The sequence below is a fragment of the Photorhabdus aballayi genome, from assembly GCF_026153155.1.
Lineage (GTDB): Bacteria > Pseudomonadota > Gammaproteobacteria > Enterobacterales > Enterobacteriaceae > Photorhabdus > Photorhabdus luminescens.
Genome location: NZ_JAPFCD010000002.1, coordinates 122890 through 148627 on the forward strand (window position 1 = coordinate 122890; position 25738 = coordinate 148627).

Consider the following 25738-nt stretch of genomic DNA (forward strand, 5'->3'; position numbering starts at 1 on the left):
AAGAAGTCTATGCTAACAATGGTTGGGTACTGTTGGCTATGCCATCAGCCTCTTTGGTTGCCACATCATGGAATATGCAGCTTTTGCAACAAACGGTTGAAACGTTTGACAAACATGTGCCCGTGCTGCGCTCTCCCCTCAGAACTTCCTTCACTGCCTTGTGGACGCTGCCTCAAAAAACCGCCTCTATGGGAGAATATGATAGCGATTACCGACTATTGCCCGCCCTTGAGCGGCTTGATTCGTCGCTATAAATATCACAGCACCCCACAACTTGCGTCAGTTCTGGCGCGTCTGTTTCTGCTGCACTGGCAACAGGGCTATCGTGATGGACGATGGTATAAACCCAACATTCTGCTCAGTGTGCCGCTGCATCGACACCGGCGTTGGAAACGGGGATTTGATCAAAGTGTATTAATGGCAAAGCAGTTATCAGAATGGCTACAATGCGATTACCAGCAAAGCTTTCTACAGCGGACGCATGCTACACTACCACAAAGAAATTTATCGGCAGCACGGCGTAAGATTAATCTCAGGAAAGCATTTCAGCTTTGCGGCCCAGTCGCGGGACAACATGTCGCCATACTTGATGATGTGATTACCACCGGTTCGACCATGACTGAAATTTCCCGTTTGTTAATTCGTGCTGGCGCCCGTTCAGTGCAGGTCTGGGCGATTTGTCGAACCTTGTAGTCAATACGAGAATGGGCGTATTATAACCAACTATAGCAGTCAACTATTGAGCAAATGATATGATTAATATTACTGAAGCAGCGCAAGCTCATTTTGCCAAATTACTGGCAAACCAAGAACCGGGTACACAAATTCGCGTATTTGTCATCAATCCAGGCACCCCTACCGCTGAATGCGGCGTATCTTACTGCCCGCCTGATGCCGTTGAAGCGACAGATACTGAACTGAAATTTGATCAACTGTCAGCCTACGTCGACGAACTGAGCGCTCCTTTCCTTGAAGAAGCTGAAATTGATTTTGTCACCGATCAGTTAGGTTCTCAGCTAACATTAAAAGCCCCTAACGCCAAAATGCGTAAAGTTTCTGACGACGCCCCACTTGTCGAACGTGTGGAATACGTTTTGCAATCACAAATCAATCCACAATTGGCCGGTCACGGCGGCCGCGTCAGCCTGATGGAAATCACTGATGATGGTTTTGCTATCCTGCAATTCGGCGGCGGTTGTAATGGCTGTTCAATGGTTGATGTCACCCTGAAAGAAGGGATTGAAAAAGAGTTGCTGAATATGTTCCCGGAATTAAAAGGTGTAAAAGATTTAACTGAACACCAACGCGGTGAACATTCTTATTACTGATAACGTATTACTAATAACGTATTACTGATAACAAATTTTCCCGTTCGGGTAATCGTCGGGAAAACATTATTACAATAATAACCTAACGAGATAATCTCTAAGTCTTTAAGAGCAAGTCAAAATATATATGGAACATTTTCAAACCATCAGCCCTGAGCAGGCTTATCAATACTGGCAGGATAAATCCGCCATCATGGTGGATATCCGCGATCCGCAGAGTTTCCGGGCAGGTCATGCATACGACGCTTTTCATTTAACCAATGACACACTGAATGAATTTATGTTACAGGCCAATTTCGATCAGCCAGTTATGGTCATGTGTTATCACGGCCATAGCAGCCAGAACGCCGCTCAGTATTTATTAAACATCGGTTTTGAAACTGTCTACAGCATTAATGGCGGCTTTGAAGCCTGGCGCAGAGACTATCCTCACGCTGTTGACTCCTTACATAATCCGGCATAACACACCCCATGATCCGCGTAATCGCTATTTCAAACCCGCGTCTAGCGCAAGCCTTTATCGATTATATGGCAACCCATCAGGTCCATCTCACTATGCGTCCCGGTCACGATGGGCAACACGTCGAACTGTGGCTAGAAGATGACACGAAACTTACTATGGTTCAGCAAGAGCTGGAGCAATTTACTCGCGATCCGCTAAATGAACGTTATCAAGCAGCTAGTTGGCAATCTGGTGATGTGAATCACCCATTGAAGTACCACAATAATTTGAATTGGCAATATTTAAGTCGTCAGGCTGGCCCATTGACCATTACCGTTTTACTCCTAAATATTGCCGTTTATCTCTGGATGCAATTTGCCGGGGATTATCAGGTGATGTCATGGCTGGCCTGGCCTGACGATAGCCAACATATGGAGGTATGGCGTTGGATCTCCCACGGCTTACTGCATTTCTCACTACTGCATATCATCTTTAATCTCATGTGGTGGTGGTATCTTGGCGGGCAAACAGAAAAGCATCTCGGTACAGGAAAACTGTTTGTGATTATGATTGTTTCCGCTGTTTTTAGCGGCTGGGGACAATCATTATTCAGTGGTTCTCATTTTGGCGGTCTTTCTGGGGTTGTTTACGCTTTAATTGGCTATGTCTGGCTAACCGGTGAACGCTCGCCCGAACGTAATATTGGCGTTCCCCGTGGTTTGATGGCTTTTTCGATCTTCTGGCTGATTGTTGGACACTTCGATGCATTTGGGCTATCCATTGCCAACGCCGCCCATTTTTCCGGTTTAATTATCGGTTTACTGATGGCGTTGTGGGATAACCGTCATACATTCAAAAATAATAACCGGCATTTTTAGAAACTTAGAGGACTATCGTGAAGCAAACTCAACGGCATGATGCAATAGTTGAGCTGGTACGCCTTCAGGGCTACGTCAGCACTGAAGAGTTGGTTGCACACTTTGATGTCAGCCCCCAGACTATCCGCCGTGATTTGAACGATTTGGCAGATAAAAACAAAATACAGCGGCATCACGGCGGCGCCGCATTGCCATCAAGTTCAGTTAATACTGCTTATCATGACCGCAAGATCATGTGGTCAGAAGAGAAAGCGCGTATTGCGCAACGTGTTGCTAGCCATATCCCGGATGGCGCAACCCTGTTTATTGATATTGGCACGACCCCCGAAGCTGTCGCTCACGCATTGTTAAATCATAAAGATCTGCGGATTGTCACTAACAACCTCAACGTCGCTACTCTGTTGATGACAAAAGAAGACTTTCGTTTAATTCTGGCGGGAGGGGAGATTCGTTCCCGTGATGGCGGGATTATCGGTGAAGCCACACTGGATTTTATCTCCCAGTTTCGGCTCGATTACGGCATTCTCGGCATCAGTGGCATTGATATGGATGGATCATTACTGGAATTTGATTACCATGAAGTGCGCGTAAAGCGCGCAATTATCGAAAACTCCCGTTGCGTTATGCTAGTCACTGATCATTCTAAATTTGGCCGCAATGCTATGGTCAACCTGGGAAATATGAACCTCATTGATCACCTATTTACTGACCAACTTCCCCCGCCAAGCATCCAGCAAGTGATTGAACAATATAACGTGCAGCTCGAACTCTGCTGACAGTTTTCTCTACATTTGGGGATAGTGCTATCCCCTATCTTCCCTTGCCGCTCCACAGTTAAGCTTCTTTATTAATACCATGTAAATTATATGGATATGACAATATTTGTTATCTATATCACGCGAACATGTTTTTTCTTAACAAATAGTTGGCTATTGATCGATTTGTGATTACAATCATGAGCGAAAACGAGCATTAAAGAACTGTTTCGAACATTTTAGGGGGATGCATGGAAACTAAAGACTTGATTGTAATCGGTGGCGGGATCAACGGCGCCGGGATTGCGGCAGATGCTGCTGGCCGGGGGCTCTCTGTTCTGTTGCTGGAAGCACAAGATTTAGCCAAAGCCACGTCATCCGCCAGTTCGAAACTTATCCACGGTGGTTTACGCTATCTGGAACATTATGAATTCCGTCTGGTCGGCGAAGCACTGGCAGAACGTGAAGTTTTACTGAATCTTGCACCACACATCGCTTTTCCGATGCGTTTCCGCCTGCCGCACCAGCCACACCTGCGCCCAGCATGGATGATCCGTATCGGCCTGTTCCTTTATGACAATTTAGGCAAACGTGTCAGCCTGCCTCGCAGTAAAGGATTGAAATTCGGCGCCAATTCTGTTCTGAAACCAGAATTGATCCGCGGTTTTGAATATTCTGACTGCTGGGTTGATGATGCTCGTTTAGTTGTCCTTAACGCTCAGGAAGTTAAAAAACATGGCGGGGAAGTCCGTACCCGAACAAAAGTGACCCGTGCATGGCGCGAACAAGAAGGTTGGATGGTTGAAGCTGAAGATCTGCGTACAGGTAAGACCTATACTTGGCGTGCAAAAGGTCTGGTTAATGCTACCGGCCCTTGGGTTAAAGAATTCTTTGACGATGGTCTGAAATTGAAATCACCTTATGGTATTCGCCTGATCAAAGGCAGCCATATTGTGGTGCCAAGAGTGCATGATGAGCCGCAAGCTTATATTCTGCAAAACGAAGATCATCGTATCGTATTTGTTATTCCTTGGATGGATGAATTCTCCATTATCGGAACCACCGATGTGGAATACCAAGGTGATCCAAAAGAGGCGAAGATTGACGATCAGGAGATTAATTATCTGCTGAGAGTTTATAACGACCACTTTAAGAAACAACTTAGCCGTGACGATATCGTCTGGACCTATTCTGGCGTCCGTCCACTATGCGATGATGAATCCGATTCACCTCAGGCCATTACACGCGACTATACCCTTGATATTCATGATGAACACGGCAAAGCACCATTACTATCTGTGTTTGGTGGTAAGTTAACCACTTACCGTAAGCTGGCGGAACACGCAACCGAAAAGCTCCTTCAATACTATCCCAATGCCGGAAAAGCCTGGACCAAAAATGGTCAGTTACCGGGGGGTAATCTGGAAGGATGCGATCGTGATGGTTATGCCCGTTTACTACGTAAACGTTACAACTGGTTACCGGAAGGTGTTGCTGTACGTTATGCACGTACTTACGGCAGTCACAGCGAACTGATTCTACAAAATGCTAATAATCTGGCAGAACTGGGTGAATCCTTCGGTCACGGACTGTATGAAGCAGAGCTTCGTTATCTGGTTGATAATGAGTGGGTTGTTGAGCTGGATGACGCAATTTGGCGCCGTACCAAACTGGGTATGTGGCTGAATGAAGAACAGAAGCAGCGCGTTGCAGCATGGTTGGCGGAGAATGCTAAACCTCGTAGCGAGATTTGATTTTTCTTCACAGAAAATCATTGATCTTCCAGTTTAGGAAACTCAATTACCGCGAGAATGTTAAAAACTTTCTCGCGGTTTTTATTACGTTGAACTTATGCCCTATTTTTCTTTTGAACGTTATATTAGTCTTTCCAACTCAAAATTGACACAAAAATTAGCAAAATATTATATATATTAAGTGTAAAATACTGCCCTATTCTCCATGTTGGAGCAATTAACCTACGAAAATTTTAAGATTCTTATATAAATAATACTTTTGATTCTTTTATATTATGGAGATAATATAGACAGTTCTATTAACTGTTATGGGATTAATATAGGATGTTTATATGAGCTTTTCTATTTACTTAAAACTAACTGGCCGCAAACAAGGGTTAATATCATCAGGGTGTTCAACATCTGACTCCATAGGAAATAGATACCAAATTGGACATGAAGATGAAATTCAAGTTTTATCTTTCGTTCATAGTCTAACTAGAGAACAAAATTCTGATCATCACCCAGTAGATTTCATAAAAATAATAGATAAATCATCTCCTCTACTTGGCATAGCTATTTCTAATAATGAAGTTTTAAATGCTTTTTTTGATTTTTACAGAATTAATTCTTTTGGTGTTATGGAAAAGTTCTACACCGTTGAGTTAAGAGATGCTTCTATTGTTGATATATGTGCTAATTATCCTCACAGTATAGATAGTTCAAATGCAATACCATTTGAAACTATTTCTCTAGCATATAAAAGCATAACATGGAAACACCACATAGCTGGAACTTCAGGCTATAGCATCTGGGATGATAGAGTGTACTAACACGTTATTAATCAATGCTATACCTTATTGTTGAAGTTATTTTAACTTCAACAGTTTTTTCTTTACTTTTATTGTAACAAAATACGACACTATAAGAATAATTATCCCTCCAATTATACCAAATCCTTCTGGGGTAATTACAAACCATGCTAAACAAAGAGCAAATGTTATGAAAATTCCAACAAGATCTATTACAAAAGATTTAATCAAGTCCATTTTTCTTCACCAATTATCTCATGTTAAGTTAAAGGTAAATTAGTCTTTCTATTTCATCTAAAAATAATTTTTCATCTTCTAAGGTCATGATATTTTTTCTATAAATATTTATTAATTTCGCCATGTATGGTTCAACCAAAAAATAAAGCATTTCTAACCCCTTTTTCTTTAAGGCTAAATATGTCACAGGGGATTCTATTTTTAATTTCCGTGCAGATCTAGCTGCTTTTTCAAAGATTCCATAAATAGCAAGGGAGTTTATTGATATGTTTAAAAATGTTGCTATTTTTGCTTTTACAGATGGAACTGCATTTATCTTAACCGATATTAAACTTGTTATTGCAGTAGCTACACTAATCTTTGTTGCTGTTTGAACGCCATATGTTGCTACTATTAAATTAAATTTCTCAGATATAATTCTTTGTGTTCTCTCAGGAATCAAATCATACATTGTATTTATGATTGTAAACACAATATCATAAATGACATCTCCTTTTTTAAAAATCGTCTTAATAGCTGCATCAATCATTCTCTGGTCTTCATTGGATATCTGCTTACCATAAATATCTTTATACAAAAAAGCTTGAGAGTTTCTTAATCTAACTAAACCTAAATAAATATCCTCCATAGTTGAATATACAATTGGTGCAGATTTTCTTGTTACATTATCTATGTTTTTTGCTATAACATGATCAGCCTGTTTTTTGTATGACAGATAATCCATAATAGAACTCCTTAGCCACCTATAGAATAGTCATTACGACATAGACATTTTCATTAATATAACTAATATGTCAATAGAAAAAGATAATAGATGTCACAGTTTCTCATAGATAGTAAGTGCAACATAATTACGCTACGAGCAAATAGGCCCATATTCCTTTAAGCCATTCATAATCTCATTGGCATGATCTTTAAACCTTATGTTATGCAATACTTGCAATCATACCGTCAATATCCTATAAATATTTAGTATCAAATAACGACTTCATAGCAATCATTGCCATTCCTTACGTAAATTATTTTGATATTCCAATCCATCTGATTTTTTGTCCCCCCACAAACCGAAAGCACTATTATTCTGTTCTGAAATATTAGCATCAAGATAAGCATCTATTGCTTTTCGGATCTGTGCAGCACGTGACTTATCAGGAGAGCGTTCCTTCAAAATCTCAAGCTTCCTAATCGTTTCTTCCGGTAAATCTATATTAATTCTTACCATAGCAACCATATTTATTTCCTCTTATCAGATATCAGGTGTATGTATCATATACCTCATTAGTTCGACTGTCTATTTTTTGGACAATAAAATTATTTTGATAACTAATCAACAAATTTTACTCTGAAAATAGCGATTGATCATGTAAACAAAACATTTAAAACATGTGACTTTTCCATTTGCAATAATACCTAAAATAGCCTATAAATAAAGCTATTACATACATATCGATACGGCTTTTTTAATTCTATCTTTGATTAATATACGGAGATGAGGATAATCATATTTGATACCACTGCCAACTATCTCTTTGATTAACTAAAAATTCAAATAAAAACAAATTCTTAAGTTATTTTTAGGGAATAAAATCAACAAACGACTTGGTAGCAATAGATACCCCCAAATTATAACTAGCGAGATATTACATGATTATAGATATGAATATTAATGAATTATTGACAGCCGAAGCCTCATTTATGCTGGGAACCCTGACGTTAGAATCTAACATTATCGGGGTTATGAAATACGAAGATGGCGCCATTTTGATAACCCAAGATAGTCCATTCTACCCGAAGAACTATAAGTGGCCAGACCAACTACATGATAATGGCATAATTTTAATAGGCGATAAAGAACTCGCCGTGACAAAAGTTTATACCGCTGGCCTTATCAATGGTCATTTGTATATAGATCAGGAAATAACGAAACAAGCAACGTCGCCAGCTAAAATTATGCCAGCACATTACTTACCTGATTTACAGGGAATTTCAGAAAGAGATCTCATAGGGAAAACGGTAACTCTATCTGTGAACGATGAAACAAGATATAGGGTAAGCGCCGCACACTCGATGGCTCACTTTATGTCTCTTGCTTTAAATAAAGCAACTAATCATCTATGGTCTAAAATATACGACACCGACGATTTAGGAAATTATAATTTAGATAAAGCCGCCATTTACCAATCTTCTATCACAGAACTTCAATCCATTGATATTTATCGCTTTGGTAAATCACTCAAAAAGAAAGGATTTGATAAAAATATATTAATTGAAAATCTAGATAAAATTAATAGAGAAGTTAATAACACACTTAATAATTGGCTGATCCAAGGAGCAGAAATCACTATCGAATATAAATCGAAAGAGATCAGTGATACCAGATTATGGAAATCTACAATTGACTCGACGGTAGTTACTATCCCATGTGGAGGCACACATATAAATAATATTAATGAGGTTAAAAGCGTAAATGTTGAAATAAAGATAGGTGAATCTGTTGATTTTATTCAAATAACCACTCATTGCAAAATATAGAGCCTCGATTTTATTTATTTTTATCTTATATACCCTATGAATTTCAAGATGCATCGCGACGGCAAGGGGGCGAATCCCCGGGAGCATAGATAACTATGTGACCGGGGTGAGTGAGTGCAGCCAACAAAGAGGCAGCTTGAAAGATAACGGGTATATATATTTTGGGTAACCCAGCATGCTTACGTTTCATAAGATTTCAAATGGAGACGCTAAATGTATATCTATTAATTACACAACTGCTACAATGACTGTCTACCAATTTGCTACACAGGTGATTTATGAGAACACAACCTAAAGAAACCCCGATCAACATCCGGGCGAAAGCTTTCCAGCGGGAGCTTATTGACCATGCAGCAAACCTGCTCTCAAAGACCCGAACTGATTTCATCTTGGATGCTGCCTGCCGCGCAGCCGAAGATGCCATACTCGATCAGCGCCACTTTTTCGTTAACGACGAAAAATACCATGTGTTCATGCAGATGCTGGAGCAACCGCTTTCTGATAATGAAGGTTTTAAAAAACTGATGGGATATAAAGCTCCGTGGGAATAAGCACACCTGAAATATTAACGGCTGAACATAATATAAATGATTTTTATTGCCAGCATGAAACATTAAACGAATGGCTTTCACGCCGGGCTTTAAAAAATAATAAGCTCGGCGCGAGCCGCACATTTGTTATTTGCAAGGAAGGCACAAAAGACGTTATCGGTTATTATTGTCTAAGCGCCGGTTCAATTAATCATATTGAATCTACACCATCGCTTAAACGCAATATGCCAGATCCTATCCCTGTAGTACTTCTCGGCCGTCTGGCTGTCGATGTGGAATATCAGGGGAAGAAGCTCGGGGCATTGCTTCTCCAAGATGCTTGGAAACGTGTCGCCAGCACGGCAGAACAGGTGGGCATTTCGGCTATAATCGTCCACGCACTTGATGAGAGCGCTCGAACGTTCTATACGCGTCTTGGCTTCGCCCAGTCACCGCTGGAGCCATACACGCTGATGCTTCCATTAGGCAAACAGAAGTGACTGCTCCCCGCCGTAAAAACGGCGAGTTTGCTTGCTCTGTTTCTAACCGCTTAAGCTTACCAGATAATTAAATAACAGGTCATTAGAAGTTCGAATATCACCATTTAACAAAATTGAAAATTATTAAATACCAAAAAGAATTTTTGCTAAATCCTTTCTTCTCTTTGGTATATTATCGGAATAATATTTTATTCCAATGCAAGAATAACTATTCCTTAAGTATTAACCAACTCCACCGCTTCACGAGTCAAGCGACCAATTTCCTGCCAATTTCGATTATCCACCAGCTCTTGACTGACCATCCATGAACCACCACACGCCACAATACGCGGTACAGCAAGATAATCTCGGATATTGTCTGGTCCAATTCCCCCAGTCGGCATAATTTGCAGTTCAGTATAAGGCGCTAATATCGCTTTAATCATTGGCAAACCGCCGGAAGGTTCTGCCGGAAAGAATTTCAGCAGTTTTAGCCCCAATTCCATTGCGCTTTCAATCGCACTTGGATTATTCACGCCCGGAATAATAGGAATATTCAATTGCTGACAGGCTTTGACCGTATTTGGATTAAAACCCGGAGAAACCATAAAATCAGCGCCAGCCTGTTTCGCAGCAACCACCTGATCACGATTCAGAACAGTACCCGCGCCAATCAGCATATTCGGCTGAGCCTCTTTCAGTAGACGAATAGCTTCTGCCGCTACTGAGGAACGAAAAGTAATTTCCGCTACCGGCAAACCATTATCAGCTAATACCTTACCTAGCGGAATAATGTCTTCCGCACGCTCAACAGTAATCACAGGTACAATTTTTAACTGGCGTAACTGCTCAATTATCTGTTTCATCGATTTTTCCTCTGTTGTTAAAAGAAACTGTCAGTCACTGCTTTGGTGGCACTAATTGGAATAATCGCCCCTTTATGCTGAATAACCGTACCAGCCAGACGATGCCCCATAATTGCCGCTTGCCGTATCGGGCAATCCGTCAGAAATCCAGCCAGAAACCCGGCATTAAAGGCGTCTCCCGCCGCCGTGGTATCGGCCACGCTAACAACCGGCGTTGTTGGGATCAGCTCAATTGACGTGTTCTGTACCAAATGCTGATAATAACAACCAGTAGCCCCCGCTTTAACAATGGCTTCTTTAACTCCCGCTTGTTTGAGACGAATCATAGTTGCGGTAACCGATTTATCGCCCCACAGCTTGCATTCATCGTCATCTGTCACCAGTGCCAGTGAGGTAAAGGAGAGTAATTTCTGATAACAAACTTGGGTTTCTTCCACACTTTCCCACAATGCTGGACGATAATTACTGTCGAAAACGATGATTTTTCCTTGCGCCGCCAGTTCAGCCAGCAAGTTTAGTAACTTTTCACGATCATCAACAGGTAAAATAGCCAAGCTGATGCCACTGAGATAAACAGCATCCATCTGCTGTAATGCTTGCATAACCGAAGAGAAATCAGGATGGCGCACCATATAACGAGCAGCGGAATCATTACGCCAGTACAGAAAGGTCCGTTCTCCCTGTTCATCAAGTTGAATCAAATACAATCCCGGTTGATGAGCCGGATCACGCAAAACCAGATGGGTATGAATACCCTCGTTTTGCCAACATCTAATCATTCCTTCACTAAGGGAATCCATGCCTAACGCAGTCACAAAATGAACGGCAATCTTCTGTTGGCTTGCACGTGCTAAATAAACCGCACTGTTCAGGACATCACCACCAAAAGTCTGATGCATGGTAGCAAAAGGGGCGCCATTAAGTTCAATCATACATTCACCAAGGAATGCAATCTGCTTCATAGATTTTCTCCCGGCAAGGCAAAATAACGGCGGGCGTTATTAAAGCAAATATCTTCAACCATCTGCCCTAACATGGCTTTGTTGTTAGGAATTTCGCCTTGTTCTGCCCATTTCCCTAACAAATTACACAGAATGCGACGAAAATATTCATGCCGCGTGTATGAAAGGAAACTACGAGAATCGGTCAACATACCAACAAATTGACTCAGCAGCCCAAGTTGGGAAAGTTGTTCAAGCTGACGCAACATGCCATCTTTTTGATCATTGAACCACCAGCCTGAACCAAACTGAACTTTACCGGCGATACCACCGCCTTGAAAGTTACCAGCCATCGTTGCAATCACTTCATTATCTTGAGGATTCAGGCAGTAAAGAATCGTTTTCGGCAACTCATTCGTCACATCCATACTGTCCAGCAAACGAGATAACGGCCAAGCGATATTGTTATCACCAATGGAATCAAAGCCGCTATCCGCGCCAAGTAAGCGGAACATACGAGTATTATTGTTGCGAACAGCGCCGATATGCATTTGCATTACCCAACCACGAGCGGCATATTGCCGGCCAAGCCATACCAGAATCGCCGTAGTGTACTGCGCAATTTCAAGCTCAGAGAGAGTGCTTCCTGCCAACCGTTTTTGCAGGATGCCATTTAATACCCCTTCATTAGGAACAGGAGCATAGCGCAGATTTTCTATGCCGTGATCAGCAGCCCGGCAGCCATGAGCAGCAAAATGCTCAAGGCGACGCTCCAACGCGTTCAACACATCAGCAAAAGTAGCGATCGATACATCAGCCACAGCCTCAAGCTGTTTGATATAGTCAACGAAACCCACCAGCTCAATTTTAAATACCCGATCAGGACGCCAGCTTGGCAATACTTCAATATCGAAACTCTCATCTGTCGCGATTTGGCGGTGATATTGCAGAGAATCCACCGGATCATCCGTGGTTCCAACCATACGCACATTCATTTGCTGCATAATGCCACGAGCTGAAAATTCCGGTGTTGCCAGTTTTTCGTTGCATTGATGCCAGAGCTCATCAGCGGTTTGCGGCCCAAACAATTTCCCGGTAATACCAAATGGACGACGTAATTCTAGATGTGTCCAGTGATAAAGCGGATTGCCTAATGTTAACGGTACTGTTTTTGCCCATGCCTGATATTTTTCATAATCGCAGGCTTGCTTACCTGTAATCAACGATTCATCAATACCCGCACAGCGCATAGCCCGCCATTTATAATGATCCCCTTCTAACCAAATCTGACCAAGATTATCAAACTGGCGATTTTCAGCAATTTCTCGCGGATTAAGATGACAGTGATAATCATAAATTGGCATATCTGCGGCATGTTCATGATATAGCTGACGGGCAGTTTCATTGTTCAGAAGAAAATCTTCACACATAAAATTTTTCATATCTCTATTCCTGTCAGCCAAATCAAAGTGTCGCGACTGCGTGGCAGGCGCCGCAATCCAATAATAATTGATAAGCTTCGGTAACTGCCCGGACAAGATGCGGATCAGCTAATAATGGGTTGCCGAAAATTGCCAACAATGCAGGCACGACATCAATGGATAATCCATATTGCTGGTAAATAGACTTAAATTGCTCCACGAGCGGATCACGCACATCAATTAATTTGCCTTGTTCATCTTTACCACTGACATAACGCATCCACCCGGCGATACCCAAGGCCAAATGACGATAATCGCTGCCGTTTGCCAGATGATAAGTGACAGAATCAAACATACGTTGTGGCAGTTTCTGGCTGCCATCCATTGCTATCTGCCAGGTTTGATGCTTAAGGTTGGGGTTACTAAAACGCTCAATCAACAGATGAGCATACTGGAAGAGATCGGTTCCTACCGGCATCGTCAAGGTTGGCGCTTGTTCTTTCAGCATCAAATTCAACGCAGCTTGTCGATAATCGGGATTCGCCATTGTGTCAGCAATATGCGCATATCCCGCCAAATAGCCCAGATAGGCTAAAAATGAGTGACTGCCGTTTAACATCCGCAATTTCATGGTCTCAAAAGGCATCACATCTTTAACGAACTGCGCCCCTGCCACATCCCAGTTTGGGCGGCCATTGGCAAAGTTATCCTCAATCACCCACTGACGGAAAGGTTCACAGGTGATTGCACAGGGATCGAACACACCTAACAGTTCGGCTGTCTCTGCCAACGATTCTGGCGTGGCCGCAGGCACAATGCGATCAACCATTGTGCATGGGAAAGTCACATTCCGTTCAATCCATTGCGCCAGTTTTTCATTACGTAAACGGGCAAAACCCACCACCGCTTCACGAGCAACTTTGCCATTTTCTCTGACATTATCACAGGACATCACCGTCAATGGCGGCAAGTTACGTTCATAACGCAGGCGAAGCGCTTCGACAATATAACCAATAGCGGATGTTGGTTCGGTTGGGTTAGCTAAGTCCCGTTGAATTAACGCATTATTCACATCCAACTTGCCGCTGGTTGCATCAATGCAATACCCTTTCTCGGTAATCGTCAGAGAAATAATCGCCACTTGCGGTTGCGCTATGGTTTCCAGAACACCTTGCTGACCGACAAACTCAGGGTGCAAAGCATCAATCATAGCGCCGATAATTTTCAGCTCGGTTTTTCCTGCTCCTTTCTCCGCAATGGTACACAAGCAATCTTGCTCTTTAAGTTGTTGAATCAGCTTATGACCAGAAAACAAACTGACTTCACAAATTCCCCAGTCACTGCCTGTTTTTTCCAACATGTGATGAGTAAAAATAGCCTGATGTGCCCGGTGAAAAGCGCCGCATCCCAGATGAACAATGCGGGTAACCAATTTTTGGCGATCATAAGAAGGCAGAGAAATAGCGGGTTTGATTTTGCTGTTGGCTATATTACGGATCATAGAACAATTCCTGTTTAATGACGCGGATTACCTGAATAATTAGTAATTCAGTAACATCTGAGGCAACCACAAGCTCAGTTGCGGTATAAAGGTCACCAACATCAACGCGATAACCAAAGCGCAATACATAGGCACCAAAGGTTTCAATACCTTATCAATGCTGACTTCACCGATAGAGCAACCCACAAACAGCGCACTCCCTACCGGCGGTGTACAGATACCAATAGCCAGGTTGAAGGTCATAATGATACCGAAATGGACTGGATCAACGCCCATATTCTGCGCTACTGGCAGGAAAATCGGCGTAAAAATCAGAATCGCCGGGGTCATATCCATAAAGGTTCCAACCAGCAATAGAATGAGATTAATGACCAGCAGAATAACCAATGGGTTTTCAGAAACCGCCATGAGTGCATCAGCGATCAAATAGGGCAGATCCGCATTCGCCATTGCCCAAGACATACCCATTGACGCACCAACCAGCAGCAAAACAATGGAAGTAGTCACCGCAGAATCGAGAATGATTTTTGGTAGTTTGGCGATACTGACTTCACGATAAATCAACACTGCCAACACAAAGCTGTATAACACAGCAATCGCCGAGGCTTCTGTGGCGGTAAAAATACCGGCAATGATCCCTCCCATAATAACCACAACCAGCATCAGGGAAGGCAATGCACGAATCAATGTGGTGAAGAACTCGTTCCAAGTCGGCTTGGGCGATACCGGATAACCGCGGCGTTTAGCAATGATTGCCGCCACCATCATCAAGGATACCCCCATCAAAATGCCGGGAATATAACCCGCCAAAAACAGCGCGGCAATTGATGTGCCGCCAGAAACCAGTGAGTAAACAATCAAGGTGTTACTTGGCGGGATCAACAAACCGGCAGGGCAGGAAGCAATGTTTACCGCCGCAGAATATTCCGGCTCATAACCCTCTTTTTTCTGCATTGGCGCCATCGTTCCGCCGACCGCCGCAGCCGATGCCACCGCTGAGCCCGAAATCGCACCGAAAAACATATTCGCCATAATATTGACGTGCACCAAAGAACCGGGTAAACGACCACCCATGACTTTCGCCAGATTAATCAGACGGGCTGCGATTCCCCCTTGATTCATAATATTTCCCGCGAGAATAAAGAACGGGATAGCGAGTAAAGAGAAGTTATCAACACCAGCAGCCATACGCTGCGCAACCACGGTAATCGCCGCTTCCATTGGCAAAGTCATCATAATTGCCAATAATGATGACAAACCAATCGCAAAGGATACCGGTACCCCCAATGCCAGCAGCACGGCAAAACTACCGAACAACGCTAAAACCACTTGCCAATCCATAAGCCCATCCTCTTCTGACTGGTGACTTTAATGATTTTCAGAAATAACCACGTCTTTAGCTGAAAAATTCCGAATAAGAGCAACAATGTCTACCAGCACATAACAAATCATCAAAACACCGCTGATTGGCAAACATAAATAGACATATCCCATCGGTAGTCCTAGCGCGGGAGTGATTTGTCCGGTTTCAAGGGTTGAGATCACCAATATCGATCCGCCGTACACCAACACGATTGCAGCAAACAACGCGATCGCGGCCTGAATAACCAGACCCACACTATTTTTGCCCATCCCCTTAAGTTTCATCATTAACAGGTCGATAGCTAAATGGCGATGCTGACCTGTGGTATATGCTGCGCCAATCATGGCAACCCACATAAACAGATAACGGGCGAGTTCATCCGTTACTGTACTCGGCGTACCAAACACATAGCGGGAAATCACCTGCCATGTGACGCAAAACACCAAAAAAACGGAAAGGCTGACGGTAAAAAATGCCAAACCTTTATTGACGCAAGACACAAGGTTTTTCACGGAGTTTTATCCTTAATTGGCTTCAACGGATGCCCTATTTGGTCAACCAAATAGCGGAAAACTTTCAGACCAAAATCAGTAAAGGGAACTTTACGTTGCTTGGATTATAAGATTCAGGTCAAAAAAACATCCAGTGAGCGGGATCACAAATTGACTGGTTCACCATCTGACCCGATTATTTTGTGATATTGGTCAACCAAATTGTTTTTACTTTTTGACGAAATCCGAAGTGATGCTTATGGTTTGGCCATCAGTTCAGTTGTGCCCGTAACCTGTTTACAACAATTGGAGAACGAATAATGAATAATTCTAAGCGTATTTTATCTACAGTAATCGGTGTGATGTTCGCCTTAGGCGCGTCGCAGGTTATGGCAGTAACCACATTAAAACTCAGCCATAACCATAACCGTGATCACGCAGTACACAAGGCAATGACTCAGTTTGCGGATGAAGTTCGCCAAAAAACGAATGGCGATGTTCGTATTCGAATCTATCCAGACGCACAATTGGGTAACCAACGGGAATCGATGGAACTGATGCAAAATGGCGCGCTGGATTTAGTTAAATCTAACGCCGCAGAATTGGAAGCTTTTTCGCCCGCTTATTCCGCTTTTAACTTACCTTATCTGTTCCGCGATAAAGCCCATTACGAAAAAATTAAAAACGGCGAGATTGGTAAAGAGATCCTTGCATCCAGCAAAAACCGTGGTTTTATTGGCATAACCTATTATGAAGCAGGCGCTCGCAGCTTCTACGCCAAAAAACCTATCCGCACGCCTGAGGATCTAAAAGGTATGAAAATTCGGGTCCAGCCTAGCCCAACCGCCATTTCGATGGTGAAAAACTTAGGCGGTAACCCAACACCGCTGGCCTACGGCGAACTGTATACTGCTCTACAACAGGGTGTGGTAGATGCCGCAGAAAATAATATTCCCTCTTTTAGCCTGAGCCGTCACAGTGAAGTTGCCAGATATTTCTCACTGGATAAGCATACAATGGTGCCAGACGTCTTGGTTATTTCTAATAAATCGTTAAATAAGCTGTCATCAGAACAACAAAAAATTCTTACCAATGCTGCCATTAACTCCTCTCAATATATGACGAAATTGTGGGAAAAATCAGAAGAGAAAGAGCGTCAGAATGCAGAAAAAATTGGGGTCCAGTTTGTCGATGTTGATAAAAAATCGTTTGAAGAGGCTGTTAAACCGATGTACGACGACATAAAGAAAAACGACCCAACGCTTTACCGTATGGTAGAACGCATTCGCGCAGTCAGATAATCATCGGTGAAGGCCAAACGGCCTTCGCTTTTAAGCAGCATTTTGGTTGACCAACTTTTGTTTTTGACTATTATCTACACAATATCATCAATACTCATGACAACAATAGTGACACAATGAAGCATTTATTTGAGCCAAAACGCCCTTACCAAGAAGTTGGCATCTCATTAAGAGAGATGATTGCCAACCAAAAATATCGTATTGGGGATCGCTTACCTCCTGAACGAGAACTTGCTGAATTATTAAGAGTTTCCAGAACGGTTGTGCGTGAAGCATTAATTATGCTCGAACTAGAAAACCTGATTGAAGTCCGCAAAGGTTCCGGGATCTATATTATTAACCGCCCTCACCTGCCGACTTCCTCTTCATGCTCAGTTAACGCAGCGGGACCTTTTGAGTTATTACAAGCCCGACAATTACTGGAAAGTAATATTGCCGAATTTGCCGCCATGCAAGTGACGCCAAATAACATTGCTCATATGCGCCGGGCATTGCAAAAAGAATCCGAAGATTTGGCCTCCGGTGAAGATGAATCTGGTGACAGAGAATTCCATCTGGCGATTGCAGAAGCCACCCATAACAGTATGTTAGTTGAACTGCTTAAACAATCTTGGGCATGGCGGGAAAATAATCCCATGTGGCAGAAACTGCACACGCGAATTACCGATAAAGATTATCGTAAAGAATGGCTGGATGATCATCAGATCATTTTATCCGCTATGATCAAGAAAGATCCGGCGGCAGCCAAACAAGCCATGTGGCAACATTTGGAGAATGTGAAATTACGTTTGCTGGAATTATCTGATGTTGATGATCCCTATTTCGATGGTTATCTCTTTAATTCCTATCCCTACGAAATAGCAAAGAAACGTAATTAATTTACGGAATAATTAATAAATAAGTTTTTATATCCTGTTGTTCTGGTGAATATTGTTCTAGTGACTATTATTCTGGTGACTGTTTTTCATTCTGGCGTTTGCATAAAGGTAAGTAATAATGGAACAAACCTGGCGTTGGTTCGGCCCAAATGATCCTGTTTCTTTAGATGATATCCGTCAGGCTGGCGCAACCGGCATCGTTACCGCATTACACCATATTCCTAACGGACATATTTGGAACAAAGACGAAATCTTGGCCCGTAAAACTCTCATCGAAAATAAGGGGCTTATCTGGTCAGTTGTTGAAAGTGTGCCTGTTCATGAAGAGATTAAAACCCAGACCGGTCACTATCAGCAATGGATTAATAACTACAAAACTTCACTGAAAAATTTGGCGGAATGTGGCATCAATACCGTCTGCTATAATTTTATGCCTGTGCTGGACTGGACACGCACCGATCTTGAATACACACTCCCTGATGGTTCTAAAGCCCTGCGTTTTGATCAAATTGCCTTTGCCGCATTTGAAATCTATATCCTTAAACGTCCAAGTGCAGAAGCTGATTACACTGTCGAAGAACAAGCTCAGGCAAAAATCTATTACGACAACATGTCTGCTGCTGATATTGAGAAACTCACTGCGAATATTATTGCTGGCTTGCCGGGGGCCGAAGAGGGCTATACGCTAGCAGAATTTCAGGCGCAATTAGATCGCTACAAAGATATTACCCGCGATAAATTGCGTGAACATTTGGCTTATTTCCTGCACCAGATTGTTCCTGTATGTGAAGAATATGGCTTACGTCTGGCAATTCACCCGGATGATCCGCCGCGTCCTATTTTGGGCTTACCACGTATTATTTCCACTATTGAAGATATTGAATGGCTAACAACCATTGAACCAAGCCCGATTAATGGCATTACCATGTGTACCGGCTCCTATGGCGTCCGTGGGGATAATGATTTGGTCGAGATGATTAAACGCTATGGCAACCGAATCTATTTCACTCACCTACGTTCCACCCAACGGGAAGAAAACAGTAAAACTTTCCATGAAGCCGCTCATCTGGCAGGTGATGTGGATATGTATAATGTAGTGATGGAAATACTGCGTGAAGAATATCGCCGCAAGGCGGCTGGAGATAATCGTTTAATTCCAATGCGCCCTGATCACGGCCATCAAATAATTGATGACCTGAAAAAACAGACTAATCCCGGCTATTCCTGTATTGGCCGATTAAAAGGTTTGGCAGAAATTCGCGGTCTGGAATTAGGCTTAAAACGAGCGTTTTTTGAAAATAAATAATGGATTTGAGTAATTAACTGTATTTATTAGTAACCCTATACAGGGTTACTTTATTTAGATGAAGTTACATTAAAGTAATTGACTAAAAATTTATATACAGGTTCATTTTAATTTATTATTTTAGTTGATTTATTAATACATAAACCTGGAGTGAAAAAATCCTTATCGGGTCACATATTTTACGATAAATAATAATAGGTTATGCCAACTTATTTTCAGTTTCATCTGTCGTATAATCCTTAGGATTAGGAACAATATTATCTCTACGAGATATATACGGGTTACGAGGAGTTCTCAGTCCAACTTTTTTCCACTCTGGCCATTGATCAACTATTTTTTTCATTTCGGCTATATAAGCCAAAAACTCTTCTTTCTCAGTCATTTTTTTAACTCCTCTATTAAGTTATCCACGTTAATTACTGATTGTGCCTCTTTTTCCATATAGGATAATGGTAGCATCTGCATCCTAAGTCTTCCATCTTTTCTATGCCATTTAATAGCTTTACCATTCTTATCTTTTCTTCTTACTTTATATCCCATCCCTAGATTTGTTGAAAACAAGTTAAAGAAACAACGAGGCCCAACTCCCACGAATGGCTCAAAAATCACTTTATTATCAGAAATCTCTTCTTCAGGTATTGAAATAGAATCAGGGTGAAAATCAAAAGCTTTACTTTTAGGATAAGGCTCAATATAGACAACTCGTTTTATACCACTAGCAACGATATGTTTTGCACAATTATGACAAGGGAATGTAGTACAATATAATATCCCATTATGAGTGCTAATATTACTTCTTGCACATGATAAGATTGCCTCCATTTCAGCATGAACAACTCTGCCATATTCGGTAATATCCTTTATCTTGCTTTGTAGGAGATACTCCTTAAATACTTCCTTTTGTTCATCTAAAATATCTTTAAGTATATCTTCAATAATTAATCTTTTCTGTTTCGCGTTTGAATCTTCTCCTATTTTATAATCTCTACCATTTTCAGCATCTTCGATTACATCTCCTACATAATCAGGCCAATATAATCCCCCGCCGAACCGTGGCACATCATTAGCCCCAGTTGAGATTATATTCTTCTCTTTTGTTAATACAGCACCAACCTGACGGGAAAGATCCCCTGATCGTAAAGAAGCAGAAAAAGCCATAAACATCGCGTATTCATCAAAAGTTGGAGTAACATATGGATTACCAAAAATAAGATCTAATATTCTCCATATATTATTGTCGGTCCTATTTTTATTTCCATCATAACTTACAAAAAAATCAGATAACTCATAAGTATCTCTGGTATGCTGCCCCCACTTATTCCCCTCGTTAGAATCACGATTAATTAACTCTTTAGCTTTTACTTCATCAATACATTTATCGACGGTAAGATTTTTTATCCTCTGAGACTCACTCGTATATACACCTATCAGAAAAAATCCATTTGCATAAATATCCCTTAACGCATTGACCTCATCCGGGTGTTTAAGAGAATTTATAATATATGCTTTCCTGACCGATGGTATTGGTAAAGCATTTTTCTTTCCTCTTCCTTTATTTATCTTTGCTGCCGCAGCTAATGCCAATATAGAATTATCCAGACTAGCCTCTCTTAAATAATTACCCTCCGACATTAAACAATTTATCCTTTCATAATTATCCTTCGTTGAGGGAATATCTCTTAATACTGAAATGATTTCAGAAGATATTCTTATCTCCTGTACATCATACCTGAACGCATTAAGTTTTTGTGTTATAGAGTCTTTAATTATTTCCAAATCGGTTCCTACAGCACCAACTAACCCAATAACGACCTCAGAATCAAAATCACAAGATATCTGATCATCCTCAGATAAATATGTGTTATTTTTATTAATCATATTAAATATTTCCATTCATTGTTGTTTTAATTTATTCAAAATAACGTTAACTACACCTATAAAATGCAATATAACATTCAGAACAATATAATTTCTTCGATGAATATAAATGTTTTATTTACTTGACCCTATACATTATGATTTAAGCTACTTTCCTAACGCCAGACTAGAAAACATGAATCAATATTACATAACTCACCATTTATGACACATTTATCCCGTTCTATTATAATAAAAATTAAATCGTATCTATAATTAGAGGAAAAATTTACTCTTCAAGGATTGGAGAGCGATAGGAATATAAACCAAAAACAATCTATGAAGCAATTAAAATATCACAATCAGGTCGGACAGGCAGAACATCGTCATAATAGTTCCGCCTGAAAATAAATAGATTAAATAGAAAATATCTTTATGATCTCAATCTAATCTTCTCATCCTTGCAGAAAAACACCACTCTTAACTTATATTTACAACCCTATCAATTAAACCGGAATAAATTCTATCTTCCAGCAACGTGAATCATTGAGATAGAGGCGAGGTTTATCCGTATCAGAATTCCATTCGAAATCAACAATAAGTTGAGTGCTGGGATGGAAATAACTATTCTCGTAAACCCACTGTAAGACCTCTTTTTCTCCTGGCAAGATAACCGCTTCAATATAAAGATCATGATTAAATGCTTCAATATTGACAATTGATTCTGTTTCGTGATTATAATAGCTACCTGATAATCGCTGAATATCAATATCACCTTTATCAGTCATTTTTTTCAAATAATAAACATTACCATTTTCATCAATCTGTTCCAATGCGATAACACTGCCATTTTCAATGACAGGTCTGAATCGAATTTCTCCTCCCTTCTCTTGGAATGTTCCATCAGAGTTAAAAATAATCGGATTACCTTTCTCGAATAAATTACCTAATAAATAGCAATCTTCCTTGGTAATAATATAGGGATAGGGATCTGTCCCTTTGAATATACCAGTGATATCAATATTACTGGTTAGGCAATGCTCTGGCTCAGTCATATCAGTATTAAATAATACATTAAGACATTGATTAGTAAATTCAACGGTATTAATACCTGTTGCAACAGTAATTGCGATACCTAATTTAACATCAGGTAAAATACAAACTTCAGCTTTAAAACCACCATAGGAACCATCGTGCCGTATTATCTTTTGCCCTTCACGTTGGCTAAGCATCAAACCGTAAGCATAATTGTTACGATTGCCATTGGTTAAATTCGGTGTACGGGACAATTGCGGCAACATATCCCGAACAATTGATGGTGAATAAAACGCTTTCATCCAGCGACATAAATCACTGACTGTAGAACGCAGCCCCGCACTCCCTATAGTTGAATCGTTGTGATCCGATCTTATCCATTGATTTGCATCTTCGTTATAGACATAACCTATCGCCCGGTCAGAAATAACTTCAGTCACATCATCATAGAAAGAGGTATTATTCATCTTTAATGGAATAAAGATATTTTCTTTCGCATATTCTCTTAACGATTTACCTGAAACCACTTTGATAATTTCCGCCAACAAATTATAGCCCGTATTGGTATAGCGAAAATATTCCCCAGGCGTAAAATTAAGCTTTTGTTGCCGTTGAATCAGTTTTCTCAATAAATCCATACTGCGGTGGTCAAAATCTGAGTTTTTACCTGCCAAACCATAAGGAACATATTTATCCCGTAACCCACTGGTATGATGAATAAGATGCTCAATGGTAATACCAGAAAAATGTGCCGGGAAATAATCCACATATTTTTCAACTTTATCCTTGACGTTGAGCTTTCCTTCTTTTTCCAGCAAAGCAATACAAAAAGCGGTGAATTGTTTTGAGACACTCGCCATATAGAATTTCGTATTTGGGGTTACAGCAGCAGAATGTTCAATGCTGGCTTGCCCGATATAGCGCTTATAAATGGTTTCATTTCCGTGGGTAACAGCAACCGCGAGAGCACCGCCATTTTTCTTATTTTCAATATTAACCAATTCATCTATTTTCTTGAGAAGAAACTTAATTTTATTTGTAGATATAGTAGATTCCATCATTAATTTCCTTATTTTAAGGTTATAAAACAGAACATATATATACGACCTGATAGCAATACATATACGGGCAATACTGTAAGACGTAAACAGGAAATATCCAAGTGATAATGGTTATCATTTAATATACGAAGGGCAATATAAAGTGACTACGGGAGCTAATGTTTGCAAAAACAGACAGAACATAAATATAATCGTTCTGCCTGGAACAAAGTATATCTAATAAGAAATATCTTTAGGTCCTCAATAGTATTAATCCCATCCGACTATAACAACGCTATTCTTTATTCTGATTTATCACTTCATAAATTAAACTGCGACAAACTCTACCCTCCAGCAACCCCCATCATTGATATAAAGATGAGGTTTATTCGTATCAGAGTCCAATTCAAAATCGATAATAAATTCAGTGCCCGGGGAGAAATAACTATTACCGTAAACCCGCCGTAAAACATCTTTGTTCCCAGGGTAAGTAATCCCATCAATATAAATTCCATCGCCAGAAACAGAAATAGTTATCGTTGATTCTATTTCATAACTATAATAATTCCCTGACAATATCTGAATATCGATAACACCGTCATCAATCATCTTTTTAAAATAAAAAATATTGTCATTTTCATCAATCTGTTCCAGTGCGATAACACTGTCATTTTCAATGATCGGTTTGAATCGGATTTTACTTCCTTGCTGTTGGAATGAACCATCAGGGTTAAAAGTAATCGGGTCGCCTTTCCCGAATAAATTACCCAATAAATAGCAATCCTCCTTAGTAATAATATAAGGATAAGGTTCTGCCCCTCGGAAAATACCGGTAATATCGATATCACCGGTTAGACAATGTGGTTTTTCCGGTTCAATTATATTCGTGTTAAACAACACATCAAGACACTGTTCAATCCATTGAACGACATTAGTATTTATTGCAGAGGTAATAGCGACACCTAATTTAGCATCCGGTAAAATACAAACATCAGATTTAAAACCAGCATAGGAACCACCATGTTGTATTATTTTTTGCCCTTCTCGTTGGCTGATAATCAAGCCGTAAGCATAATTATTGTGATTGCCATTGGTTAAATCTGGTGTACGAGATAATTGAGACAACAGTTCCTGAACAATAGATGGTGAATAAAATGCTCTGATCCAGCGACATAAATCATTCACCGTAGAATAAACCCCTGTACCACCTACCAAGGAACCATTGAGATCATACCTTGCCCACCGGTGCGGTTTCTCGTTATAAGTGTAACCCATCGCCCGATCAGAAATAATCTCGGTGACATCATCATAGAAAGCAGTATCTTTCATCTTTAATGGGGCAAAAATATTTTCTTCTGCATATTCTCTCAATGATTTACCTGAAACCACACTGACTATTTCCGCCAGCAAATGATAGCCCGTATTGCTATAAGCATAATATTCACCAGGTGTAAAATTAAGTGCTCGTTGCCGCTGCATCAGTTTTCTTATTAAATCAATATGATGGCAATCAAAACGCGAGTTTTTACCTGCCAGGCGATAAAGTAAAGATTCATCACGTAATCCACTAGTATGATGAATAAGATGTTCAATCGTAATATCAGAAAATTCTACGGGGAAATAATCCAAATATTGCCCAACTTTATCTTTCACACTGAGCTTTCCTTCTTTCTCCAATAACGCAATGCAAAAAGCCGTGAATTGCTTTGAAACACTCGCCAAATAGAATTTAGTATTAGACTGTATAGCAACAGCATGTTCAATATTAGCCTTTCCGATATGGCGCTGGTAAATCGTTTTATTACCGTGGGTCACAGCAACAGCAAGAGCGCCACCCTTTTTCTTATTTTCAACATCAACTAAATTGTCTATTTTCTTGATAAGCAAATTAATATTATCTTTAGATATCGTCGATTTCATTATTATTTTCCTTATTTAATTTTATACAAATAGATATATAAAGTCAGCCCTGTAAGGCAGAACATGAATATGGACGTTCTGCCTAGAAAAAG

The 25738-nt window shown here is 40.6% G+C and carries 25 protein-coding genes; 13 read left to right on the forward strand and 12 right to left on the reverse strand.

Annotation, left to right across the window (positions count from 1 at the left end; translation table 11 throughout):
* Positions 1-9 precede the first annotated feature (9 nt).
* From gntX to OO184_RS01940, 7 genes are all read left to right on the forward strand, one after another.
* On the forward strand, positions 10-693 hold the full coding sequence (gene gntX / locus OO184_RS01910; RefSeq protein WP_265377740.1) for a DNA utilization protein GntX: 684 nt from the start codon (positions 10-12) through the stop codon (positions 691-693).
* A 59-nt stretch (positions 694-752) separates the two neighbouring features.
* The gene (gene nfuA / locus OO184_RS01915; protein ID WP_036815096.1) at positions 753-1328 is read left to right on the forward strand and encodes a Fe-S biogenesis protein NfuA; all 576 of its coding nucleotides are present in this window, start codon (positions 753-755) and stop codon (positions 1326-1328) included.
* Between the two features lie 127 nt (positions 1329-1455).
* Positions 1456-1791, forward strand: a complete 336-nt coding sequence (gene glpE, locus OO184_RS01920) for a thiosulfate sulfurtransferase GlpE (RefSeq protein WP_265377741.1) — start codon at positions 1456-1458, stop codon at positions 1789-1791.
* Between the two features lie 8 nt (positions 1792-1799).
* Positions 1800-2648, forward strand: coding sequence for a rhomboid family intramembrane serine protease GlpG (gene glpG / locus OO184_RS01925; protein WP_265377742.1), 849 nt, complete (start codon positions 1800-1802; stop codon positions 2646-2648).
* A gap of 17 nt (positions 2649-2665) precedes the next feature.
* Entirely contained in the window at positions 2666-3424 is a 759-nt protein-coding gene (locus OO184_RS01930) for a DeoR/GlpR family transcriptional regulator (RefSeq protein WP_265377743.1), read from the forward strand.
* A 230-nt stretch (positions 3425-3654) separates the two neighbouring features.
* A complete protein-coding gene (gene glpD / locus OO184_RS01935; protein ID WP_265377744.1) occupies positions 3655-5157 on the forward strand; it encodes a glycerol-3-phosphate dehydrogenase in 1503 nt (500 codons plus the stop codon).
* A 332-nt stretch (positions 5158-5489) separates the two neighbouring features.
* On the forward strand, positions 5490-5969 hold the full coding sequence (locus OO184_RS01940; protein ID WP_112878447.1) for an Hcp family type VI secretion system effector: 480 nt from the start codon (positions 5490-5492) through the stop codon (positions 5967-5969).
* A gap of 244 nt (positions 5970-6213) precedes the next feature.
* On the opposite strand, the gene OO184_RS01945 is transcribed toward OO184_RS01940, so the two are convergent.
* Both OO184_RS01945 and OO184_RS01950 read right to left on the reverse strand, forming a co-directional pair.
* Positions 6214-6909 (reverse strand): hypothetical protein, encoded by a 696-nt coding sequence (locus tag OO184_RS01945; RefSeq protein WP_265377745.1) that lies wholly within the window; start codon positions 6907-6909, stop codon positions 6214-6216.
* A gap of 273 nt (positions 6910-7182) precedes the next feature.
* On the reverse strand, positions 7183-7416 hold the full coding sequence (locus tag OO184_RS01950; RefSeq protein ID WP_232832401.1) for a ribbon-helix-helix protein, CopG family: 234 nt from the start codon (positions 7414-7416) through the stop codon (positions 7183-7185).
* Positions 7417-7841: 425 nt separating this feature from the next.
* On the opposite strand from OO184_RS01950, the gene OO184_RS01955 reads away from it, so the two are divergent.
* From OO184_RS01955 to OO184_RS01965, 3 genes are all read left to right on the forward strand, one after another.
* On the forward strand, positions 7842-8717 hold the full coding sequence (locus OO184_RS01955; protein WP_265377746.1) for an alanyl-tRNA editing protein: 876 nt from the start codon (positions 7842-7844) through the stop codon (positions 8715-8717).
* Positions 8718-8995: 278 nt separating this feature from the next.
* The gene (locus OO184_RS01960; RefSeq protein WP_046396352.1) at positions 8996-9268 is read left to right on the forward strand and encodes a type II toxin-antitoxin system TacA family antitoxin; all 273 of its coding nucleotides are present in this window, start codon (positions 8996-8998) and stop codon (positions 9266-9268) included.
* The gene (locus tag OO184_RS01965; protein WP_036815118.1) at positions 9259-9747 is read left to right on the forward strand and encodes a GNAT family N-acetyltransferase; all 489 of its coding nucleotides are present in this window, start codon (positions 9259-9261) and stop codon (positions 9745-9747) included. The genes OO184_RS01960 and OO184_RS01965 overlap by 10 nt, the downstream gene beginning before the upstream one ends.
* A gap of 215 nt (positions 9748-9962) precedes the next feature.
* Here OO184_RS01965 and OO184_RS01970 read toward each other — a convergent pair whose 3' ends face one another.
* Genes OO184_RS01970 through OO184_RS01995 form a run of 6 tightly spaced genes read right to left on the reverse strand, consistent with a single transcriptional unit; the run spans position 9963 to position 16330 of the window.
* A complete protein-coding gene (locus OO184_RS01970) occupies positions 9963-10592 on the reverse strand; it encodes a bifunctional 4-hydroxy-2-oxoglutarate aldolase/2-dehydro-3-deoxy-phosphogluconate aldolase (protein ID WP_265377747.1) in 630 nt (209 codons plus the stop codon).
* 17 nt (positions 10593-10609) lie between these two features.
* Positions 10610-11554 carry a sugar kinase gene (locus tag OO184_RS01975; RefSeq protein WP_265377748.1) on the reverse strand — a complete coding sequence of 315 codons (945 nt, stop codon included), beginning with the start codon at positions 11552-11554 and terminating at the stop codon, positions 10610-10612.
* Complete coding sequence (gene uxaC / locus OO184_RS01980) at positions 11551-12975, reverse strand: glucuronate isomerase (protein WP_265377749.1); 1425 nt, start codon at positions 12973-12975, stop codon at positions 11551-11553. The genes OO184_RS01975 and uxaC overlap by 4 nt, the downstream gene beginning before the upstream one ends.
* A gap of 22 nt (positions 12976-12997) precedes the next feature.
* On the reverse strand, positions 12998-14455 hold the full coding sequence (locus OO184_RS01985) for a fructuronate reductase (RefSeq protein WP_265377750.1): 1458 nt from the start codon (positions 14453-14455) through the stop codon (positions 12998-13000).
* 39 nt (positions 14456-14494) lie between these two features.
* Positions 14495-15796, reverse strand: a complete 1302-nt coding sequence (locus tag OO184_RS01990; RefSeq protein ID WP_265377751.1) for a TRAP transporter large permease — start codon at positions 15794-15796, stop codon at positions 14495-14497.
* A 27-nt stretch (positions 15797-15823) separates the two neighbouring features.
* Entirely contained in the window at positions 15824-16330 is a 507-nt protein-coding gene (locus tag OO184_RS01995) for a TRAP transporter small permease (RefSeq protein ID WP_265377752.1), read from the reverse strand.
* A gap of 299 nt (positions 16331-16629) precedes the next feature.
* Here OO184_RS01995 and OO184_RS02000 point away from each other — a divergent pair, with 299 nt between their 5' ends.
* The 3 genes from OO184_RS02000 (at position 16630) to uxuA (ending at position 19794) form a co-directional block, all read left to right on the forward strand.
* On the forward strand, positions 16630-17610 hold the full coding sequence (locus OO184_RS02000) for a TRAP transporter substrate-binding protein (protein WP_265377753.1): 981 nt from the start codon (positions 16630-16632) through the stop codon (positions 17608-17610).
* Positions 17611-17726: 116 nt separating this feature from the next.
* The gene (locus OO184_RS02005; RefSeq protein ID WP_265377754.1) at positions 17727-18488 is read left to right on the forward strand and encodes an FCD domain-containing protein; all 762 of its coding nucleotides are present in this window, start codon (positions 17727-17729) and stop codon (positions 18486-18488) included.
* A 118-nt stretch (positions 18489-18606) separates the two neighbouring features.
* Positions 18607-19794 (forward strand): mannonate dehydratase, encoded by a 1188-nt coding sequence (gene uxuA / locus OO184_RS02010; protein WP_265377755.1) that lies wholly within the window; start codon positions 18607-18609, stop codon positions 19792-19794.
* Between the two features lie 199 nt (positions 19795-19993).
* Here the strand turns inward: uxuA and OO184_RS02015 are convergent, their stop codons facing one another.
* The 4 genes from OO184_RS02015 to OO184_RS02030 all read right to left on the reverse strand — a co-directional run bounded on the left by OO184_RS02015 (position 19994) and on the right by OO184_RS02030 (position 25646).
* On the reverse strand, positions 19994-20176 hold the full coding sequence (locus OO184_RS02015; protein ID WP_265377756.1) for a hypothetical protein: 183 nt from the start codon (positions 20174-20176) through the stop codon (positions 19994-19996).
* Entirely contained in the window at positions 20173-21672 is a 1500-nt protein-coding gene (locus OO184_RS02020; protein ID WP_265377757.1) for an anti-phage dCTP deaminase, read from the reverse strand. The genes OO184_RS02015 and OO184_RS02020 overlap by 4 nt, the downstream gene beginning before the upstream one ends.
* A 485-nt stretch (positions 21673-22157) precedes the next feature.
* Positions 22158-23747 carry a serine hydrolase domain-containing protein gene (locus OO184_RS02025; RefSeq protein WP_265377758.1) on the reverse strand — a complete coding sequence of 530 codons (1590 nt, stop codon included), beginning with the start codon at positions 23745-23747 and terminating at the stop codon, positions 22158-22160.
* Between the two features lie 306 nt (positions 23748-24053).
* Positions 24054-25646 carry a serine hydrolase domain-containing protein gene (locus OO184_RS02030; protein WP_265377759.1) on the reverse strand — a complete coding sequence of 531 codons (1593 nt, stop codon included), beginning with the start codon at positions 25644-25646 and terminating at the stop codon, positions 24054-24056.
* Positions 25647-25738: the final 92 nt, after the last annotated feature.

Coding starts and splice junctions, on each gene's coding strand:
- gntX (WP_265377740.1), top strand. CDS start 10: ATGCTAACAATGGTTGGGTACTGTTGGCTATGCCATCAGCCTCTTTGG.
- nfuA (WP_036815096.1), top strand. CDS start 753: ATGATTAATATTACTGAAGCAGCGCAAGCTCATTTTGCCAAATTACTG.
- glpE (WP_265377741.1), top strand. CDS start 1,456: ATGGAACATTTTCAAACCATCAGCCCTGAGCAGGCTTATCAATACTGG.
- glpG (WP_265377742.1), top strand. CDS start 1,800: ATGATCCGCGTAATCGCTATTTCAAACCCGCGTCTAGCGCAAGCCTTT.
- glpD (WP_265377744.1), top strand. CDS start 3,655: ATGGAAACTAAAGACTTGATTGTAATCGGTGGCGGGATCAACGGCGCC.
- OO184_RS01940 (WP_112878447.1), top strand. CDS start 5,490: ATGAGCTTTTCTATTTACTTAAAACTAACTGGCCGCAAACAAGGGTTA.
- OO184_RS01945 (WP_265377745.1), bottom strand. CDS start 6,909: ATGGATTATCTGTCATACAAAAAACAGGCTGATCATGTTATAGCAAAA.
- OO184_RS01950 (WP_232832401.1), bottom strand. CDS start 7,416: ATGGTTGCTATGGTAAGAATTAATATAGATTTACCGGAAGAAACGATT.
- OO184_RS01955 (WP_265377746.1), top strand. CDS start 7,842: ATGAATATTAATGAATTATTGACAGCCGAAGCCTCATTTATGCTGGGA.
- OO184_RS01960 (WP_046396352.1), top strand. CDS start 8,996: ATGAGAACACAACCTAAAGAAACCCCGATCAACATCCGGGCGAAAGCT.
- OO184_RS01970 (WP_265377747.1), bottom strand. CDS start 10,592: ATGAAACAGATAATTGAGCAGTTACGCCAGTTAAAAATTGTACCTGTG.
- OO184_RS01975 (WP_265377748.1), bottom strand. CDS start 11,554: ATGAAGCAGATTGCATTCCTTGGTGAATGTATGATTGAACTTAATGGC.
- uxaC (WP_265377749.1), bottom strand. CDS start 12,975: ATGAAAAATTTTATGTGTGAAGATTTTCTTCTGAACAATGAAACTGCC.
- OO184_RS01985 (WP_265377750.1), bottom strand. CDS start 14,455: ATGATCCGTAATATAGCCAACAGCAAAATCAAACCCGCTATTTCTCTG.
- OO184_RS01990 (WP_265377751.1), bottom strand. CDS start 15,796: ATGGATTGGCAAGTGGTTTTAGCGTTGTTCGGTAGTTTTGCCGTGCTG.
- OO184_RS02000 (WP_265377753.1), top strand. CDS start 16,630: ATGAATAATTCTAAGCGTATTTTATCTACAGTAATCGGTGTGATGTTC.
- OO184_RS02005 (WP_265377754.1), top strand. CDS start 17,727: ATGAAGCATTTATTTGAGCCAAAACGCCCTTACCAAGAAGTTGGCATC.
- uxuA (WP_265377755.1), top strand. CDS start 18,607: ATGGAACAAACCTGGCGTTGGTTCGGCCCAAATGATCCTGTTTCTTTA.
- OO184_RS02015 (WP_265377756.1), bottom strand. CDS start 20,176: ATGACTGAGAAAGAAGAGTTTTTGGCTTATATAGCCGAAATGAAAAAA.
- OO184_RS02020 (WP_265377757.1), bottom strand. CDS start 21,672: ATGATTAATAAAAATAACACATATTTATCTGAGGATGATCAGATATCT.
- OO184_RS02025 (WP_265377758.1), bottom strand. CDS start 23,747: ATGATGGAATCTACTATATCTACAAATAAAATTAAGTTTCTTCTCAAG.
- OO184_RS02030 (WP_265377759.1), bottom strand. CDS start 25,646: ATGAAATCGACGATATCTAAAGATAATATTAATTTGCTTATCAAGAAA.